Source organism: Phytomonospora endophytica (assembly GCF_014202425.1).
GTDB classification, from domain to species: Bacteria; Actinomycetota; Actinomycetes; order Mycobacteriales; family Micromonosporaceae; genus Phytomonospora; species Phytomonospora endophytica.
Genome location: NZ_JACHGT010000012.1, coordinates 209974 through 224910, shown reverse-complemented (window position 1 = coordinate 224910; position 14937 = coordinate 209974). Strand labels below are relative to the sequence as shown.

At 70.9% G+C, this 14937-nt stretch carries 18 protein-coding genes; 9 read left to right on the top strand and 9 right to left on the bottom strand.

Going from position 1 to position 14937, the window contains the following annotated elements; all coding sequences use genetic code 11:
- Positions 1 to 152 precede the first annotated feature (152 nt).
- Positions 153 to 1085, top strand: coding sequence for a DMT family transporter (locus tag HNR73_RS26430; protein ID WP_184790327.1), 933 nt, complete (start codon positions 153 to 155; stop codon positions 1083 to 1085).
- On the opposite strand, the gene HNR73_RS26425 is transcribed toward HNR73_RS26430, so the two are convergent.
- The 4 genes from HNR73_RS26425 to HNR73_RS26410 all read right to left on the bottom strand — a co-directional run bounded on the left by HNR73_RS26425 (position 1072) and on the right by HNR73_RS26410 (position 4348).
- Entirely contained in the window at positions 1072 to 1749 is a 678-nt protein-coding gene (locus tag HNR73_RS26425; RefSeq protein WP_184790326.1) for an HAD family hydrolase, read from the bottom strand. The genes HNR73_RS26430 and HNR73_RS26425 overlap by 14 nt on opposite strands.
- A gap of 1 nt (position 1750) precedes the next feature.
- Entirely contained in the window at positions 1751 to 3178 is a 1428-nt protein-coding gene (locus tag HNR73_RS26420; protein ID WP_203686910.1) for a pyridoxal phosphate-dependent decarboxylase family protein, read from the bottom strand.
- Positions 3175 to 3918: a phosphatase PAP2 family protein gene (locus HNR73_RS26415; RefSeq protein ID WP_184790325.1), complete on the bottom strand. Its 744-nt coding sequence runs from the start codon at positions 3916 to 3918 to the stop codon at positions 3175 to 3177. The genes HNR73_RS26420 and HNR73_RS26415 overlap by 4 nt, the downstream gene beginning before the upstream one ends.
- 61 nt (positions 3919 to 3979) lie before the next feature.
- Positions 3980 to 4348: a cupin domain-containing protein gene (locus tag HNR73_RS26410; protein WP_184790324.1), complete on the bottom strand. Its 369-nt coding sequence runs from the start codon at positions 4346 to 4348 to the stop codon at positions 3980 to 3982.
- Positions 4349 to 4438: 90 nt separating this feature from the next.
- Here HNR73_RS26410 and HNR73_RS26405 point away from each other — a divergent pair, with 90 nt between their 5' ends.
- Positions 4439 to 4891, top strand: coding sequence for a MarR family winged helix-turn-helix transcriptional regulator (locus HNR73_RS26405; RefSeq protein WP_184790323.1), 453 nt, complete (start codon positions 4439 to 4441; stop codon positions 4889 to 4891).
- 439 nt (positions 4892 to 5330) lie between these two features.
- Here the strand turns inward: HNR73_RS26405 and disA are convergent, their stop codons facing one another.
- Positions 5331 to 6407, bottom strand: coding sequence for a DNA integrity scanning diadenylate cyclase DisA (gene disA, locus HNR73_RS26400; protein WP_275414593.1), 1077 nt, complete (start codon positions 6405 to 6407; stop codon positions 5331 to 5333).
- A gap of 281 nt (positions 6408 to 6688) precedes the next feature.
- Here disA and HNR73_RS26395 point away from each other — a divergent pair, with 281 nt between their 5' ends.
- Positions 6689 to 7297, top strand: coding sequence for a hypothetical protein (locus tag HNR73_RS26395; protein WP_184790321.1), 609 nt, complete (start codon positions 6689 to 6691; stop codon positions 7295 to 7297).
- A gap of 182 nt (positions 7298 to 7479) precedes the next feature.
- On the opposite strand, the gene HNR73_RS26390 is transcribed toward HNR73_RS26395, so the two are convergent.
- The 4 genes from HNR73_RS26390 to HNR73_RS26375 form a co-directional block, all read right to left on the bottom strand.
- A complete protein-coding gene (locus HNR73_RS26390) occupies positions 7480 to 7965 on the bottom strand; it encodes a CarD family transcriptional regulator (RefSeq protein WP_184790320.1) in 486 nt (161 codons plus the stop codon).
- A gap of 189 nt (positions 7966 to 8154) precedes the next feature.
- Positions 8155 to 9204 carry a type III polyketide synthase gene (locus tag HNR73_RS26385; RefSeq protein ID WP_184790319.1) on the bottom strand — a complete coding sequence of 350 codons (1050 nt, stop codon included), beginning with the start codon at positions 9202 to 9204 and terminating at the stop codon, positions 8155 to 8157.
- The gene (locus HNR73_RS26380; RefSeq protein WP_184790398.1) at positions 9198 to 10316 is read right to left on the bottom strand and encodes an acyl-CoA dehydrogenase family protein; all 1119 of its coding nucleotides are present in this window, start codon (positions 10314 to 10316) and stop codon (positions 9198 to 9200) included. Before HNR73_RS26380 ends, HNR73_RS26385 begins: the two co-directional genes overlap by 7 nt.
- Positions 10317 to 10338: 22 nt before the next feature.
- Complete coding sequence (locus tag HNR73_RS26375) at positions 10339 to 11052, bottom strand: methyltransferase domain-containing protein (protein WP_184790318.1); 714 nt, start codon at positions 11050 to 11052, stop codon at positions 10339 to 10341.
- 57 nt (positions 11053 to 11109) lie between these two features.
- On the opposite strand from HNR73_RS26375, the gene HNR73_RS26370 reads away from it, so the two are divergent.
- The 6 genes from HNR73_RS26370 to HNR73_RS26345 all read left to right on the top strand — a co-directional run bounded on the left by HNR73_RS26370 (position 11110) and on the right by HNR73_RS26345 (position 14934).
- Positions 11110 to 11919: a UbiA family prenyltransferase gene (locus tag HNR73_RS26370; RefSeq protein ID WP_184790317.1), complete on the top strand. Its 810-nt coding sequence runs from the start codon at positions 11110 to 11112 to the stop codon at positions 11917 to 11919.
- Positions 11916 to 12605, top strand: coding sequence for a hypothetical protein (locus tag HNR73_RS26365; RefSeq protein ID WP_184790316.1), 690 nt, complete (start codon positions 11916 to 11918; stop codon positions 12603 to 12605). Before HNR73_RS26370 ends, HNR73_RS26365 begins: the two co-directional genes overlap by 4 nt.
- Before the next feature lie 57 nt (positions 12606 to 12662).
- Positions 12663 to 13223: a hypothetical protein gene (locus HNR73_RS26360; RefSeq protein ID WP_184790315.1), complete on the top strand. Its 561-nt coding sequence runs from the start codon at positions 12663 to 12665 to the stop codon at positions 13221 to 13223.
- An 86-nt stretch (positions 13224 to 13309) separates the two neighbouring features.
- Positions 13310 to 13957 (top strand): hypothetical protein, encoded by a 648-nt coding sequence (locus tag HNR73_RS26355; RefSeq protein ID WP_184790314.1) that lies wholly within the window; start codon positions 13310 to 13312, stop codon positions 13955 to 13957.
- Between the two features lie 136 nt (positions 13958 to 14093).
- Complete coding sequence (locus HNR73_RS26350) at positions 14094 to 14420, top strand: hypothetical protein (protein WP_184790313.1); 327 nt, start codon at positions 14094 to 14096, stop codon at positions 14418 to 14420.
- Complete coding sequence (locus tag HNR73_RS26345) at positions 14413 to 14934, top strand: TetR/AcrR family transcriptional regulator (RefSeq protein WP_184790312.1); 522 nt, start codon at positions 14413 to 14415, stop codon at positions 14932 to 14934. The genes HNR73_RS26350 and HNR73_RS26345 overlap by 8 nt, the downstream gene beginning before the upstream one ends.
- Positions 14935 to 14937: the final 3 nt, after the last annotated feature.

Here is a 14937-nt window from a genome sequence, read left to right as displayed (position 1 = left end):
TGACCAGGGCCTTGACGCGGGCTTGACGCGGCCCGAGCTGATCTCCACGCCGCCCTGACGCCGGTCCAGATCGGCCGGGATTGGCCTGGCCCCGGCGATCACGCGGGCGTAGGCTCCGCGCGGATCTCGCCCTTGCCCTGTCAGGAGCCCCCGTGACCACGCCCCCGCTACGGACCTGGCTGCCCGGGTTCGCCGTCCTCGCACTCGTGTGGGGCAACAGCTTCCTGTTCATCAAGATCGCCGTCGCCGACCTCCATCCGGTCCAGCTGGCGTTCACGCGCATCCTCGTCGGGGCGCTGACCCTCCTGGCCGTCCTCGTGGTCACCAAGGACCGCGTGCCGCGCGACCGGAGGCTCTGGATGCACCTGTTCATCGCCTCGACGGTCATGACGACGATCCCCTTCGTACTGTTCGGTTACGGCGAGCTGCACGTCTCCTCGGTCGAGGCGGCGATCTGGAACGCGACGACGCCGCTGTGCACCCTGCTCTTCACGATCGCGCTGCTCAAGGAGGAGCGGCCGACGCTCGCCCGCATCGGCGGTCTCGTGCTCGGCTTCCTCGGCGTGATGCTGGTTCTGGGCGTGTGGCGGCCGATGGACGGCAGCGCCTTCGGTGGCAGCCTCGCGTGTTTCGGCGCGGCGGCCTGCTACGGGCTCGGCGGCGTCTACATGCGACGGTTCCTGTCGGGGCGGCCGGAGAGCGGGACGTCCCTGGCCTTCGGGCAGCTGACCGCGAGCACGCTTCAGCTGGCGGTCGTCGCGCCGGTCATGGGGATGGCGCCGGTCGTGTTCGGCGCGCCCGCCAAGGCGTGGGCTTCGGTGCTCGTCCTCGGTGCCCTCGGCACCGGACTCGCCTATGTGCTGATGTACCGGACCATGCGGATCGTCGGTGTCACCACGATGTCGACGGTGACCTACCTGCTCCCGGTCTTCGCGGTCGCCTCCGGCGTGCTCATCCTCGACGAGCACATCACCTGGAACCAGCCTGCCGGAGCGGTGCTGGTCCTGGCCGCGATCGCCGTGACCCAAGGGAGACTGACCGCCCGGCGCCGCCGGGCGGAGCCCTCCGGGGTCACCACAGCCTGAGCGCCTCGCCGAGGCCGTCGACGGTCGTGAAGGTGTGCGTACGCCAGCCGAGGAAGCGTGCGGCCCTGGTGTTGTCGGGATTGTCGTCGACGAAGAAGATCTCGTCGGCCGAGGCCTCGTCCTCCTTGCCCAGCGCGGCTTCCACGGCCTCGAAGGCGGCCGTGTCTGGCTTGCGGACACCGAGGTGGCAGGCGAAGAAGCGGCGTGGGAAGAGCCGCGCGATCTCGGGGAAGGTCGCGTCGAAGTAGTCGGCGAACAGGGGTCCGTTGTTGGAGAAGACCGCCAGCGGCAGACCCGTCGACGTCAACGCCGACACGACCTCGGGGTCGGTGGTGAAGGCCGACGTCCACAGTGCGCTTATCTCGGCGGGATCGCCTTCCAGGCCGACGTTCGCGCGCAGCCAGCCGCACGCCTCCTCGGCGTTGTAGCGGCCCGCCTCGCAGTCGGCTTCGAACCCGGACTCGAAGATCCGTTCGTGCAGTTCGCTCTCGGGCAGCCCGGTGCGCTCGGCGAGGGCCGCGAGGCGCGGCTCGGGGTCGAAGCGGCACAGCACACCGCCGATGTCGGCGACCACGACTCGCACGGTGCCCCTCGCGCCGCCGCGTTGCCGGGGATCCACCAGCGGCCGCCCCGCGGTCCCCTCGTCCTCGGTCGTGACCGTCATGTCATTCCCTCCGCAGTGTCGCCGCGGCCTCCCGCACGGCCCCCGGGATCCGCGCGAGGTGCGCGGGTCCGGTATCGCGGTGGAGTACGCAGACCCTCAGGACGGGGCGTCCGTCGAGTTCGGTTCCGGTCAGGAACACCGTCCCAAGGGTCTGGAGCCGGGCCGGCAGCAGCCGGTTCAGTTCGTCTACCTCTCGGGGAGGGATACCCGCAGGCTCATGGCGGAAACACACCACCGACAGACCGGGTTCGGCGGCGACGGTGAAATCGGGCAGTTCCGACAGCGACGCCGCCAGCTCCCGCGCCTGCCGCCGGTGCCGCACGACCAGCTCCGTCAGGCCGTCGCGGCCCATCGCGCGCAGGGTCATCCACGCCGGGAGCGCCCGGAACGGGCGGCTCTGCTCGAAGCCCAGTTCCGCCAGCCACGTCCCGCCGCCGAAGCCCTCACCGGGCTCGTTGCGCAGGTAGGGCGCCACCGCGCTGAACGTCGCGCGCAGGATCTCCGGATCGCGGACCAGCACCGCACCGCAGCCCACCGGCACGCCCGGCCACTTGTGCGGGTCGAGCGCGAGCGAATCCGCCCGCTCCAGGCCCGCATAGGCGTCGGCGAGCTCCGGGTCGAGCCGCCCGAAGGCGCCATAGGCGCCGTCGACGTGCAGCCACAGGCCCTCCTCGGCGCACACGTCGGCGAGTTCGGTCAAGGGGTCGACGAGGCCGGTGTTGACCGTCCCCGCGCTCGCGGCGACCGCGAAGGGGCGCAGGCCCGCGGCCCGGTCGGCGGCGACGGCCGCGCGCAGCGCGGCCGGGTCGAAGCGGCCTTCGCCGGGGACGACGCGCACGCCGCCGAGGCCGAGCAGTTCGGCCGACTTGCGTACGCAGGAGTGCGTCTCGCCCGACGCGTAGACGACGAGACGCGGACGGTCCGACAGGCCTTCGGTGCGGTCGTCCCAGCCGTCGGCGAGGGCGGCGGCGTGGCGCGCGGCGGCCAGGGCGGTCAGTGAGGCCGTCGAGCCGCCGCTGACGAGGAGGCCCGCGCCCGCGGGGTAGCCGACGAGGTCGGCGAGCTGGCCGACGACGCCGTACTCCAGGTGCACACCCGACTGGTCGCCGCCGGCGGTGCTCGGGCCCATCGCGGCGGCGGCGAACTCGCCGAGGACGCCGGCGGGGTGGGGCGAGGAGTTGACCCAGCCGAAGAAGGCGGGGTGGCCGTTGCCCATGGGGTGGGGCATGACGCGGGCGGTGAACTCGTCGAGGAGGGCGTCGGGCCCGGTTGGTGTGTCGCGGAGGGCGTCGGTGCGCAGGGCCGCGCGTTCGGCGTCGGGCACGGGCTGCCACACGGGGCCGTCGGGGAGGGTCTTGAGCCGGTCGGCGAGCAGGTCTACGAGCGCGTGGCCGGCGCGGCGGAAGTCGTCGGGGTCCCAGTCGATCACCGGGACAGTGTGGCTCCGGGTTGTTGCGCGGAGGTTTCGAAACGGCGCAGGAAGGCCGGGAGCGGGAGTTTCTCCCACGGGACGCGGAAGATCACGCGCTCGATGACGATGCCGAGGGCCATGCCGGCGAGGGCCTCGCTGAACCAGTGGAAGGCGAGGTAGGACATCGACCAGGTGACCAGGATCGGTGGGGCGAGGCGGATGAGGGTGCGGTATCTGCCCAGGGCCGGGAAGAGCGGTGTGAGGAAGGCGACGAGCAGGGCGTACCAGATGATCGTGTTCACGGCGTGGCCCGAGGGGTAGGACTCGCCCGCGGGGTTGGTGAAGAGCAGGGCGCCGTGCGCGTCGGGGTAGGGCGGGCCGAAGCCGTCGTTCGGGCCGTAGTGGGGCGCGACGCGGTCGGTCCAGAGCTTCAGCGGGCCGATGACGAAGCCGACGGCGAAGTAGGTGACGACGAAGACGAGGAGCGGGCGGATGCTGCGCCACTTGCGCGCCAGGAGCGCGGCGGCGATGAGCGTGATGACGGCCAGGGGCGTGCCCTGGCCGACGAAGTTCACGACGCGGGCGACGTAGTACGCCCACTGGGGGCGGTGGGCGTCGGCGAAGTCGCGGACGGCGATGTCGACGTGGACGGCGGCGGTGACGCGGGTGAGCGCGTAGGTGAGGCCGACGACGAAGGCGAGGACCAGGACGTCCAGCCACCAGCGGCGGGGGCGGGGGGCGAGGGGGGTCGTCGTCACGGGGACATCTTCTCACCTGGCGGCGCGAAGGCCCCGACTCGGTGAGCCGGGGCCGGTGTCGCTACTGCGCCCACGGGGGCGGGAGCAGTGTGCCGTCGGCGAGGATCGCCTGGACGCCGGGGAGGGCGCAGGCGGTGACGACGGCGGGGGTGTCGCCGGTGTTGCTGATGCTGAACAGGGTGTCGGCCTGGGCGATGAAGGCGTCGCCGGGGGACATGAGGAACTTCTCGCCGCCGGTTTCCGCGGTGAGTTCGCCGCTGATGAGGACGAAGGTCTCCTCGCTGGTCAGCTTGTGGGGCAGGCCGGGGCCGGGCTGGAGGGTCAGGGTCCAGACGGAGACGTCCTTGGCGCCGCGGCTGGGGGTGGCGAGGTTGCGGCCGACGGTCGGGCCGATCTGGTGGCTGGGGGCGTCGTTGAGGGAGAGGTACAAGGTGGCTCCATAGTGGTCAAGTAGCTTGTCTTGTTCGGCAGTCGATAAGGTACAGCTACTTGACTACTTTTGGCAAGTGAGGGGCAGCACGTGACTTCCGGCGACATTCCCGGCCTCATGGCCATGGCATTCCACGCGGTGATGGACACCGTCCACGAACGGCTCGCCGAGCAGGGCTTCGCCGACGTACGGCCGGCGCACGGCTTCGTGTTCCAGCTGCTGTCGCACACCCGCGGATCGACGGCGGTGGAGATCGCCGCACACCTGGGGGTGACCAAGCAGGGGGCGACGCAGCTGCTGGCCGAGCTGGAGACGCGGGGATACGTACAGCGGATGCCGCACCCGACCGACCGGCGGGCGCGACTGGTGTCGCTGACCGAACGTGGGTGGGCATGCGTCGCGGCGGTCGTGGCGGAGTGGCGGGCCATCGAGGAGGGGTGGGTGGAGCTCGTGGGGCGGGAGGGGCTGGAGGGGGTCGAGGCGGCGTTGCGGGTGATCGTGGGGGCGGCGGGGGGAAGGGCGGTGTTGAGGCCGCTGTGGTGAGGGTCAGGGGGGTGAGGTTCTTCTTGGCCGGGTGGGTCGCCATCGGCCCGCGCGGGCCGCATCCCCTTTGATGGCCATTCGTTAAGCCTAGAACCGCAGTCGCACAACGCCCGGCCCGCCAGCCACGGCGCGGCCCGGCGCCTCCGCCTCTCGCTCGCGGGATCCACGCGCGCTCCACCCCACAAGATCGAAAATCTTCACTGTGCATGGATCTTCAAAGTGCAGATGCATATTGCCGACCCGCTGTCAAGTCCCGATCTTCGAACCCGTACTGTCCACAATGGAAAACGAGGCATCCGCAGGTGTGACGCACAAGGTCATCGCGTGGATCCGCCCGGTTTTGTGACAGGTGGGGTGTGTTGACGGTCACCAGATCCCCATGTCAAGGAGTCATCCCACACCCGGGGTGACTCCTCAACACATCCCCCGTCCGTGGCGTCTAGACGTAGCGCTCCAGGATCGACGACTCCGCCAGCCGCGACAGCCCCTCGCGCACCGACCTGGCCCGCGTGTCGCCCACGCCGTCGACGGCCTGCAAGTCCTCGACCGTCGCCGACAGCAGCGCCTGCAGGCCGCCGAAGTGCTCCACGATCCGGTCGACGACCGCCCCCGGCAGCCTCGGCACCTTGCCCAGGAGCCTGAACCCGCGTGGCGACACGGCCGTGTCGTACGACTCCGCCGACGTCGGGTATCCCAGCGCCCGCGTGACCGCGCCCAGGTCGAGCAGTTCGGCGGGCGAGATCCCGTCGAGCGCCTCCAGGCCGATCGCGAGGTTCTTGCGGTCGAACCCGCCGGGCAGGTAATCCCTGATGACGAGCGTCCGCTCCTCGTCGACGCCGGCGAGCAGCTCGTCCAGCTGAAGGGCGAGCAGCCGCCCGTCGGTCCCGAGCTCGATGACGTAGCCCTCGATCTCGTCGGAGATCCGCCGCACCATCTCCAGACGCTGTATCACCGTCATCGCGTCGCGGACGGTCACCAGATCCTCGATCTCCAGCGCCGACAGCGTCCCCGACACCTCGTCGAAGCGCTGCTTGTACCGCTCCAGCGTCGCCAGGGCCTGGTTGGCGCGCGACAGGATCGCCGCCGAGTCGTCGAGCACGTGCCGGCGGCCGTTGACGTACAGGCCGATGATCCGCATCGACTGGCTCACCGAGATCACCGGGTAGCCCGTCTGCTTGGCGACCCGCTCGGCGGTCCGGTGGCGCGTCCCCGACTCCTCACTGGGAATGGAGGAGTCGGGCATGAGGTGCACGGCCGCGCGGATGATGCGCGTGCCGTCGTTGGTCAGCACGACCGCGCCGTCCATCTTGCACAACTCGCGCAGCCTCGTGGCGGAGAACTCCACGTCGAGCGGGAAACCCCCGGTGCACATCGACTCGACGGTCCGGTCGTACCCGAGCACGATCAGTCCGCCGGTGTTGCCGCGCAGGATCCGCTCCAACCCGTCGCGCAGCACGGTCCCCGGCGCCATCAGGGCCAGGGTCGCGCGCAACGGGTCGTCTCGGTCAATGGGCACTGGAAAGCCTCCACTCCTGCGTAAACGCCCCCAGTCTACGTAAGGCGGGGCCGGGGGCCGCATCGTCTGCGCCGCCCGCTCGCCCGGATCGCACGGCTTCACGTCGACTTGTGGCTGTTCACCGGCTCTTGAACGGCACGGGCTTCGCCTGCGGTGTTATGGATCTTGGCGCGACCCCACCGGTCGGATAACGATTCAGCCGCGCGGGACGATACGTGGCGGAGGGAGCGGGAACTCCGTGCCGCCGTCTCGTACTCTCGTGGTCCGGTGAGGAGGCGCGGATGACGCGGGCGCGCGGACGCGGGGAGAGCAGCCGGGTACGTCTGCGCCGCCGTTTCCCGGCGCGCCACGTGGCCAAACTCCTCGGCTACCTCTTCGTCGCCGGAATCGTCCTCGTCGTCACCTCGCTGGTCTTCGGCGACGAACCCGTCGTCCTCGACAACGGCGCCTCCAACCCCCTGTCGCACCTGACGGTCTTCGCGGCCGTCGCGCTCGCCCTGGGCGTCGTCCCCTACGTGTACCGCCTCGTGCGGCTGCCGCGGCTGGAGGTCAACCACTTCGGCCTGATCGTTCGCCCGGGCGCGCTGCGCACGATGGTCCTGCCGTGGGTGCACATCGAGCAGCTCGCCGGGTACACCGTCCAGGAGCGCAGGCACACGCGGACCTACCTGCTCATCGCCTGCGACGGGCACCAGGGCCGCCTCGGCGACCGGCCCGGCTACGCCGACCGCATCGTCTTCCGCGAGGCCATGCACGTCACGGGCGGCCTCGTCGGCGACTTCGACGTCGCCGTGCGGATGCGCGACTTCGCCGACACGCCCTCGGCGCAACTCGCGCAGCTCAGCGCGTTCGCGCCCAACCACGTCGACGTGGTCGACCTGTCGTCGTGAGCCGGCCGGCGAGGAAACCGTCCAGCCGGTGAGGGGAAACCCACGGCCCTCGGGTGAACCCGGAGCCCCCGAAAGGGCCGGGACCGGTGTGACCACGAAAACGGTGAAGGGCCAGGCCCGTCATCCGCCGGACCTTGCCCTTCACCGTAATGAGATCGAACTTTCGCAGCCGTCCGGAACAGCTAGTTGCCGGACAGCACCTTGTCGAGGAGGACCTCGGCATCATCCTTGGTGCTGCTCTCGGCGAGTGCCACCTCGCCGACCAGGATGTCGCGCGCCTTGGCGAGCATTCGCTTCTCGCCCGCCGACAGCCCGCGCTCACGCTCGCGACGCCACAGGTCACGGACCACCTCGGCGACCTTGAGCGGGTTGCCCGAGGCCAGCTTTTCGAGGTTTGCCTTGTACCTGCGCGACCAGTTCGTTGGTTCCTCGGTGTGCGGAGCGCGCAGAACGTCGAAGACCTTGCCCAGGCCTTCGGCGCCCACGACCTCGCGGACCCCGACGATTTCCAGCGACTTGGACGGAACTCGCACCGTCAGGTCACCTTGCTCGACGCGCAGGACAAGGTACTCCTGCTCTTCGCCCCTGATGGTGCGCTTTTCGATCGCTTCGATGAGTGCGGCCCCGTGGTGGGGGTAGACAACGGTCTCGCCGACACTGAAACCCATAGGATCGGAACCCCTTTCGCTGTGTCAAGGGTAACACGGGGTGGCCATCTTTATCGAGCTCAGCGAGACGCGTTTTCGCAGCTCAAGCGCTATGTGAGCGAATTCTCGCACGCCGTGCTGCCGCTTTAGAACGCCCAGTGACCGCCACTGTCCGTATCGGTGCCCAGGTGACCGATATGCGGTACGGGGCTACGTTCCGCTCAAGTGCGCGGTGTACAAAGTCAGGCCCGGACCGAATGCCATCGCGACCGTGTTCCCGCCTTCGGGATTGTTCGCGCGAAGGCGGTCGGCGACCATCAGGATCGTCGCCGAGGAACAGTTGCCGTGTTCCCGCAGGATCTCGCGGGAGGCGGTCAGCGCGGATTCGGGCAGGGCCAGAGCCTTGCCCACGACGTCAAGGATACGCGGGCCACCGGGATGTACGGCGTACGCGTCGACGTCGGCCGTGGTCAGGGTGGGTGCGAGGAGTCCGTTGACGGTGTCGGCGGCGTGCCGGGCGAGGACGAGCGGCACGCGCGGGGACAGGCCCATGCGGAAGCCGTGGTCGGTGACATGCCAGGTCATGTCGGCGGTGTGGGCGGTGTCGGTGCGGCTGGCGATCTTGCCGATCTCCATGCCGACGGGCGCGTCGGGGACGACGACGACCGCCGCGGCGGCGTCGCTGAACAGCGAATGGGCGACGGCCTGCTCGTTGTTGAAGACACCGAGCGCCGCCGAGGGCTGGAGGTGCAGCGACGTCAGCTCCACGCACAGCAGCGCGGCCGGCCGGCGGTGCAGGCGGACATAGTCGGCGACGGCCGCCAGACCGGGGATGGCGGCGTAACAGCCCATGTGCCCGACGACGAGGCGCTGCAGGTCGGAGGACGCGCCCAGGGACGCCGCGAGGCGGATGTCGAGGCCGGGGGTGGCGTAGCCGGTGCACGACACCACGGCGAGCAGGCCGAGTTCGGCGGCGTCGATGTCGGCGGAGACGAGGGCCTTGGCGAGGGCCTCCTCGGCCAGGGGGAAGGCCTCGATCTCGTAGCGCTGCATGCGCTGGGCCGTCGACCAGGTCGAGACGTCCTCGACGCGGGGGTCGACGACGCTGTGGCGGGTCTCGACGCCGGCGTTGGCGAAGATGCGCGCGGCCCGGTCGGAGTCGCCGCTGTGGCCCTTGAAGTACTCCTCCCAGATCTCGTCCTGCCGGTACACCGGCGGGGTCGCGATCCCCATGCCCGTGATGACCGCGCGGCTCACCATCGCGGGCCCGTCCCGTCGCGGTAGGGGTCGCCGCCGAGCGCGGCCACGCCGAGCCAGTCGGCGCACACGTCGGAGGTGGCCGGCTGGATGGCACCGCAGCGGGCGTCGCGGAAGAGGCGTTCGGCGGGACTGCCCCGGCGGGTCGCCGACGCGCCGGCGGCCTCCAGCATCGAGGCGGCGACCTGGGCGGCGGTGTCCCCGGCGACGAGCTTGGCGCGCCACACCCACTGCGGGGCCTCGGGGTCACCGGCGTCGACCCGGCGGGCCGCCTCCAGCACGGTCGCGTAGGCGGCCGCCACGGCGGCGTCGGCGCGGCCGATGCGGGAGCGGACATTGGGCAGGTTGCGCAGGTTCCGTTCGGTGGCGTGCGCGACGGCGGCGTCCACGGCCGCGCGGGCCACGCCGACGTAGACGGCCGCGTAGGAGGCGACCATCCACTGCGGGGCGAGTTCGGTGGCCAGCAGCGCCAGGCCCTCGACGCCGCCGAGCAGCGCGTCGGCCGGGACGAACACGTCGAAGTCGACGTCGTGCGAGCCGGTGGCGCGCATGCCCATCGAGTCCCAGGTCTCCCGGACCGTCACGCCCTCACCCCGGGGGACGAGGAACTGGGAGACGACCGCCTCACGCTCGCCGGCGCGGCGGGCGGCGACGAGGAAACCGTCGGCCGCGGCCGAACCCGAGCAGAAGGACTTCGAGCCCTTGACGTGGAAACCGCCGGGCTCGGCGGTGTAGCTCGTCGACATCGCCGACAGGCGCGCGCCCGTCCCGCGCTCGCTCATCGCGACCGCGTACAGGCTGCCCTTCGCGGCCGCGCGGAGGATCTCGTCGCGGCGGTCGAAGTACTCCTCGGGCGCGCCGAGCTCCTCGGCGACCTCGTCGGGGGTCAGCGCGAGTACGCCCGTGATGGAGGCGTGCATGTTGAGGATCAGTGCGGTGGCGCCGTTGCCGCGGCCGAGTTCGTAGGCCAGTTCGGCGTAGTCGGCGAAGCTCTTGCCCATGCCGCCGAGGCGTTCGGGGACCATGAAGCCGAGCAGTCCGGCCGCCCGCAGCTGCGCGAAGTCCTCGGCGGGGAAGGAACCGTCGGCGTCGTGGGCTCCGGCCCGTTCGGCCATGCCGGCGCGTATGCGTCGCACGTCAACCACTCTTGCGCCCCCAAGCCTGGTAGAGCACCGAGACCGATCTCATGGGCACCATCACTTCCGCGTCGCCGTCCCTTGTGACGGTACGGCGTCTAGATCGCGTCAGCCAGCGAACGAGGGGACCGAATCGGGGACGAAGCCCACGTAGGGAGACCCGGACACCGTGGCGGGCGCACTCGGCGGCGAGCGCGCGCGGCGGGACGTAGAGCGCGGGGTCGTGCATCCCCTTCGGGGCCGCGCCCGGGACGCGTTCTGCGATGTGGACGGTCAGGGTGCGCGAGATCCACGTGTCGGCGAGGGTGTCGGCGACGAACAGTCCGCCCGGGCGCAGTACCCGGCAGGATTCGGCGACGGCCGCGCGCCAGTCGGGGACGTGCTCCAGGATCTCCCCGGCGGCGACGACGTCGGCGCATTCGTCGCGCAGCGGCAGCCGGGCGGCGTCTCCCCGGACCGGCACGACGCCGTGCGCGGCGGCGAGCCGCAGGCCCGTCGCGCCGAGATCGACGCCGAGGTGGGTGAAACCGGAGAGGTGCGGCGCGAGCAGTCCGCCGCCGCAGCCGACGTCGACCAGGAGCGCCCCCGGGCGCGGCGCCGCCCCGATCAGCCCGGCGCGGGCGCGGGCCAGCCAGTGCAGCATCGCGAAGGTGCCGTCGGGCCGCCACCATTCGGCGGACAGCTCGTCGTACTGGCGGGGGTCGTTGCGTCGCATCGCCGATCAGGGTCCCACACCGGTGCGCGGCTGGGCCCGTGCCGCTAAGGTGCGCCCATGGCCGCCCTCCGCGCACTCGTCCGGGCCTCCCACCCCGGGCCAGCCGTGCTCGTCTCCACGGTGGGCGTGCTGCTCGCGGTCGCCTTCGGGCGCTCGCCGGCCGACACCGTCCTCATCGGACTCGCCGTGTTCGCCGGTCAGCTTTCGATCGGCTGGCACAACGACCATCTCGACATCGACCGCGACCTGGCCGCCGCCCGCACCGACAAGCCCCTGGCGACCGGTGAGATCTCGGTCGACGCGGTCCGCTGGGCCACGGCGGTGTCGGTGCTGACGTGCGTCGCGCTGTCTTTGCTGACGGGCGTCGCGGGCGGGGTCCTGCACATCGCCGCGGTGGCGAGCGCCTGGTCCTACAACCAGTTCTTCAAGCACACGCCCTTGTCGGTGGCGCCTTTCGTGTTCTCCTTCGGGCTGCTGCCGGCCTTCGCCGCGGGCGGTCCGACGGAGGCGCCGTGGTGGACCCTGGTGGCCGGTGGGCTGCTCGGCGGGGGCGCGCACTTCGCCAACGTGCTGCCGGATCTGGCCTCCGACGCCGCCACCGGCGTGCGCGGTCTGCCGCACCGTTTCGGGCGGGTGGGCAGCGAGCTGGCGGCGTCGGCGATGCTGCTGGCGACGGCGGTCGTGCTGGCGCTGGCGATCGGTCGCTGGTTCGCGCTGGCGGGGCTCGCCGTCGCGGTCGTCGGGATCCCGCTCGGTCTGTGGCTCGGTCGTGTCCACGGTGGACGGATGGTCTTCCGGACGGTGATGGCGCTGGCGCTGGTCGACGTGGTGCTCCTGGTCGCCGGTTCGGCTACCGTGAGCGCATGAGGAGCGACGATGAGCGGGCGGCCGACCTCGACCTGGTCGTCGAGGGTGACGGTCCCGGGCACGAGTCCACCGAGGACGCCGAGCCGTCGCGGCGGGCTTTACTGCTGAGCCGGCTGGCGCGGCCCTGGCCCCGTCCGCTGCTCGTGGCGGTCACCGCCGTCGTCGCGATCGGTGGCACGGCGATGCTCCAGCGGCCCGATCCCGAACCGGTGGTGCCGCCCGTCGCCGAGGTGACGCCGAACTCCGAGCCGCCGGTGTACGTGATCCCCGGTGACGGCTACTCCGTCGTCGATGACGAGTTCCTGATCGGTGAGGACGGCAGCTGGACCGCCGACAGTCCCAGCGGTGAGTTGTTGGTGGAGGCGAGCGGCAAACTCGGCACCCCGCGGACCGATCCGGTGTTCTTCGGCTCGGCCCTCGGTGAGGGGAGCGGGATCTCCGATCCGCTCCCGGCCGGGGAGTACGTCCTCGAAGTCGCCTGCGCGGCCAGCCTCGACGACGTGTCCATGCGCCTCGACGTCACCGGTGGCGCGGACCTGGACGGCTCCTACGACATTCGTTGCGACGGGCCCCAGGACGCCATCGAACTGACCCTCACCGAGGAGACGACGGTGTCGGTCGCGTCGGTCGGGCCCAACGCCGTCCACATCGGATATTCGTTCCGAATCCTTCCGGCCGAACGATGATCGCCACCGTACGTCCACCCGATGAACACGGAAGGGTTCAAGAGTTAGCCTCGCGTTATGGGGGCAACGCTTGACACGGGGATCATCGATCTGGACCAACGGCCACCAGAGACCGCGGGGGATTCGCGGCCGCCGTGGCATCCGCGCGACTGGCCGCGCCCGGTGCTCATCACCGTCACGGCCGTCGTCGCGATCCTGGCGACACTGCTGATGGTGCGCGCGACCGGGACCGAGCGCTCCGCCGTGTCCGCCGAGGCGATCCGCCCGGCGAGCAACCCGTGGGCGCTGCTGTACGGGTCGGCGATCCTGAAACTCGACGAGTCCGGGCGGCCCGTCTTCGACGGCATCAATGCCGTCGACTCCGGTTTCCGGCTCGAATCCCAGCTCGAAGCAGGCGACTACCGTCTCCGCTTCGCCTGCGCCTCCGAGATCATCGGCGTCGACGTCGACGTTCTCGTGCGCGGCGGCAGCGGTGACATGGTCACCACGAAGGTCGACTGCGACCTCGACCACACCGACGCGGTCTTCCGTGTCGAGGAGCCGCTCGCGGTGTCGGTCTGGGTCGGTTCCCACCAGCAGGCATCGACGGCCTATGCCTTCGCCGTCGTGGCCGAGTGAGCGTTTAGGGCGGGTTGCCAGACCTCGCGACCGGGCACCAACTACGCTGTCCTCGGTCCAAGCGCATTGATGAGAGGGCAACCACCGTGACCGTCCGGATCGCACGTATCGGAGCCAGTCTGACGGCGGCTGCCGCGCTCGTCATCGGTGTCAGCGCCTGCAGCGCGGGCCAGGTCACGCAGACCGCCGACACGGTCGCGGCCGTGCCCGGCGCGAACCTGCAGGTCGGGGAGTACATCATGATGAACGACGTCATGATCACCTACCCGGGACCGCAGGGCTACCCCTCCGGCGGTACCGCCAGCATGATCCTGCGCATCTTCAACAACGGACCCGACGCCGACGTCCTCAAGGCCGTCAGCGTGTCCCCCGGTGAGGGCGGATCGCCCGGAGCGTCCGACGTGCGCCTCGTCAACGGCGGCGGCGCCCCGGCGCCCTCCGACTCCGGTTCCCCCTCGGCCGACGCCAGCGGCGGGCCCGTGACGACCCCCGGCAGCTCCGCGATCAACGTGACGATCCTGCCCAACGACAAGCAGGCCCTCGTCCCCGGTGAAGGGCCGTACCTGGAGGTCAGTGGACTGTCCGGCGCTTTCAAGCCCGGCCAGAGCCTGCTCGTCACCTTCGAGTTCGAGCGCGCCGGGACCAAGCAGGCCGAGATCCCGATGGGGCTCCCGACGGTGCCGGGCGAGCGCTCGCACGCGGAGTTCCCGGAGGCCGAGGGCGAGGGTCACTAGCCCTTCGTCTCGCGAACATCGAAGCCCCCGCCGGACGGCGGGGGCTTTTTCGTGTTCCGCCCTTGACGGCTAACGGCGTTAGCCTTAGTCTGGTCATATGGCTAACGACGTTAGCCGTGTTCCTGAGGAGCCCTTCATGACCACCGCGACCGTCGCACCCGCACGCACCCACCCCGTCCTCCGCGTCACCGCCCGCGTCGGCTGGGCCGTCCTCGGACTCCTCCTCGCCGCCTTCGCCGTGTTCGAGGCGCAGAAGTACGGCGTCCCCACCACCGCCGCGGCCGTCGCCTCCTTCGCCGTCCCCGCCCTCTTCCGGCGGCACGCCCTCGCGCGAGCCTGGTGGATCCCCCTCACCGTCCTCGTCGGATACAGCCTCGGGTCCCTGGAGTTCCCGCCCCTGTTCACCGCCGGGCTCGGCTGGATGACCCTCATCGTCGCGCTCAAGGTCTTCCGCCGTGGCTGACCGGACCGCCGACATCGTCGCCGCTGCCCGCGAACTACTCGACACCGAAGGCGTCCCCGCCGTCACCATGCGCCGGATCGCCGAGAAACTCGGTATCCGAGCACCCTCCCTCTACAAGCACCTGCCCGACAAGGGCCACGTCGAGACCGCCCTCCAGACGCAGTGCCTCACCGAACTCGCCGTCGCCCTCGAAACCGTCGAAGCCGACCATCCCGGCGACCTGCTCGCCCTCGCGCTCGCCTACCGCCGCTTCGCCGTCGGCAACCCGCACCTCTACCGGATCACCCGGGTCATCCACCGCGACGCGCTTCCCGAAGGCGTCGAGTACCGGGCGGCGATGCCGCTGCTGCGGGCCGTCGGCGGGAACATGGACGTGGCGCGCGCGGTGTGGGCCTTCGCGCACGGGATGGTCGTCCTCGAACTCGACGACCGCTTCCCGCCCGGCGCCGACCTCGACACGGCGTGGCGCATCGGGTGCGAGGCGTTCGCCCGGACTGTCACACCCGGCGGCTAACCT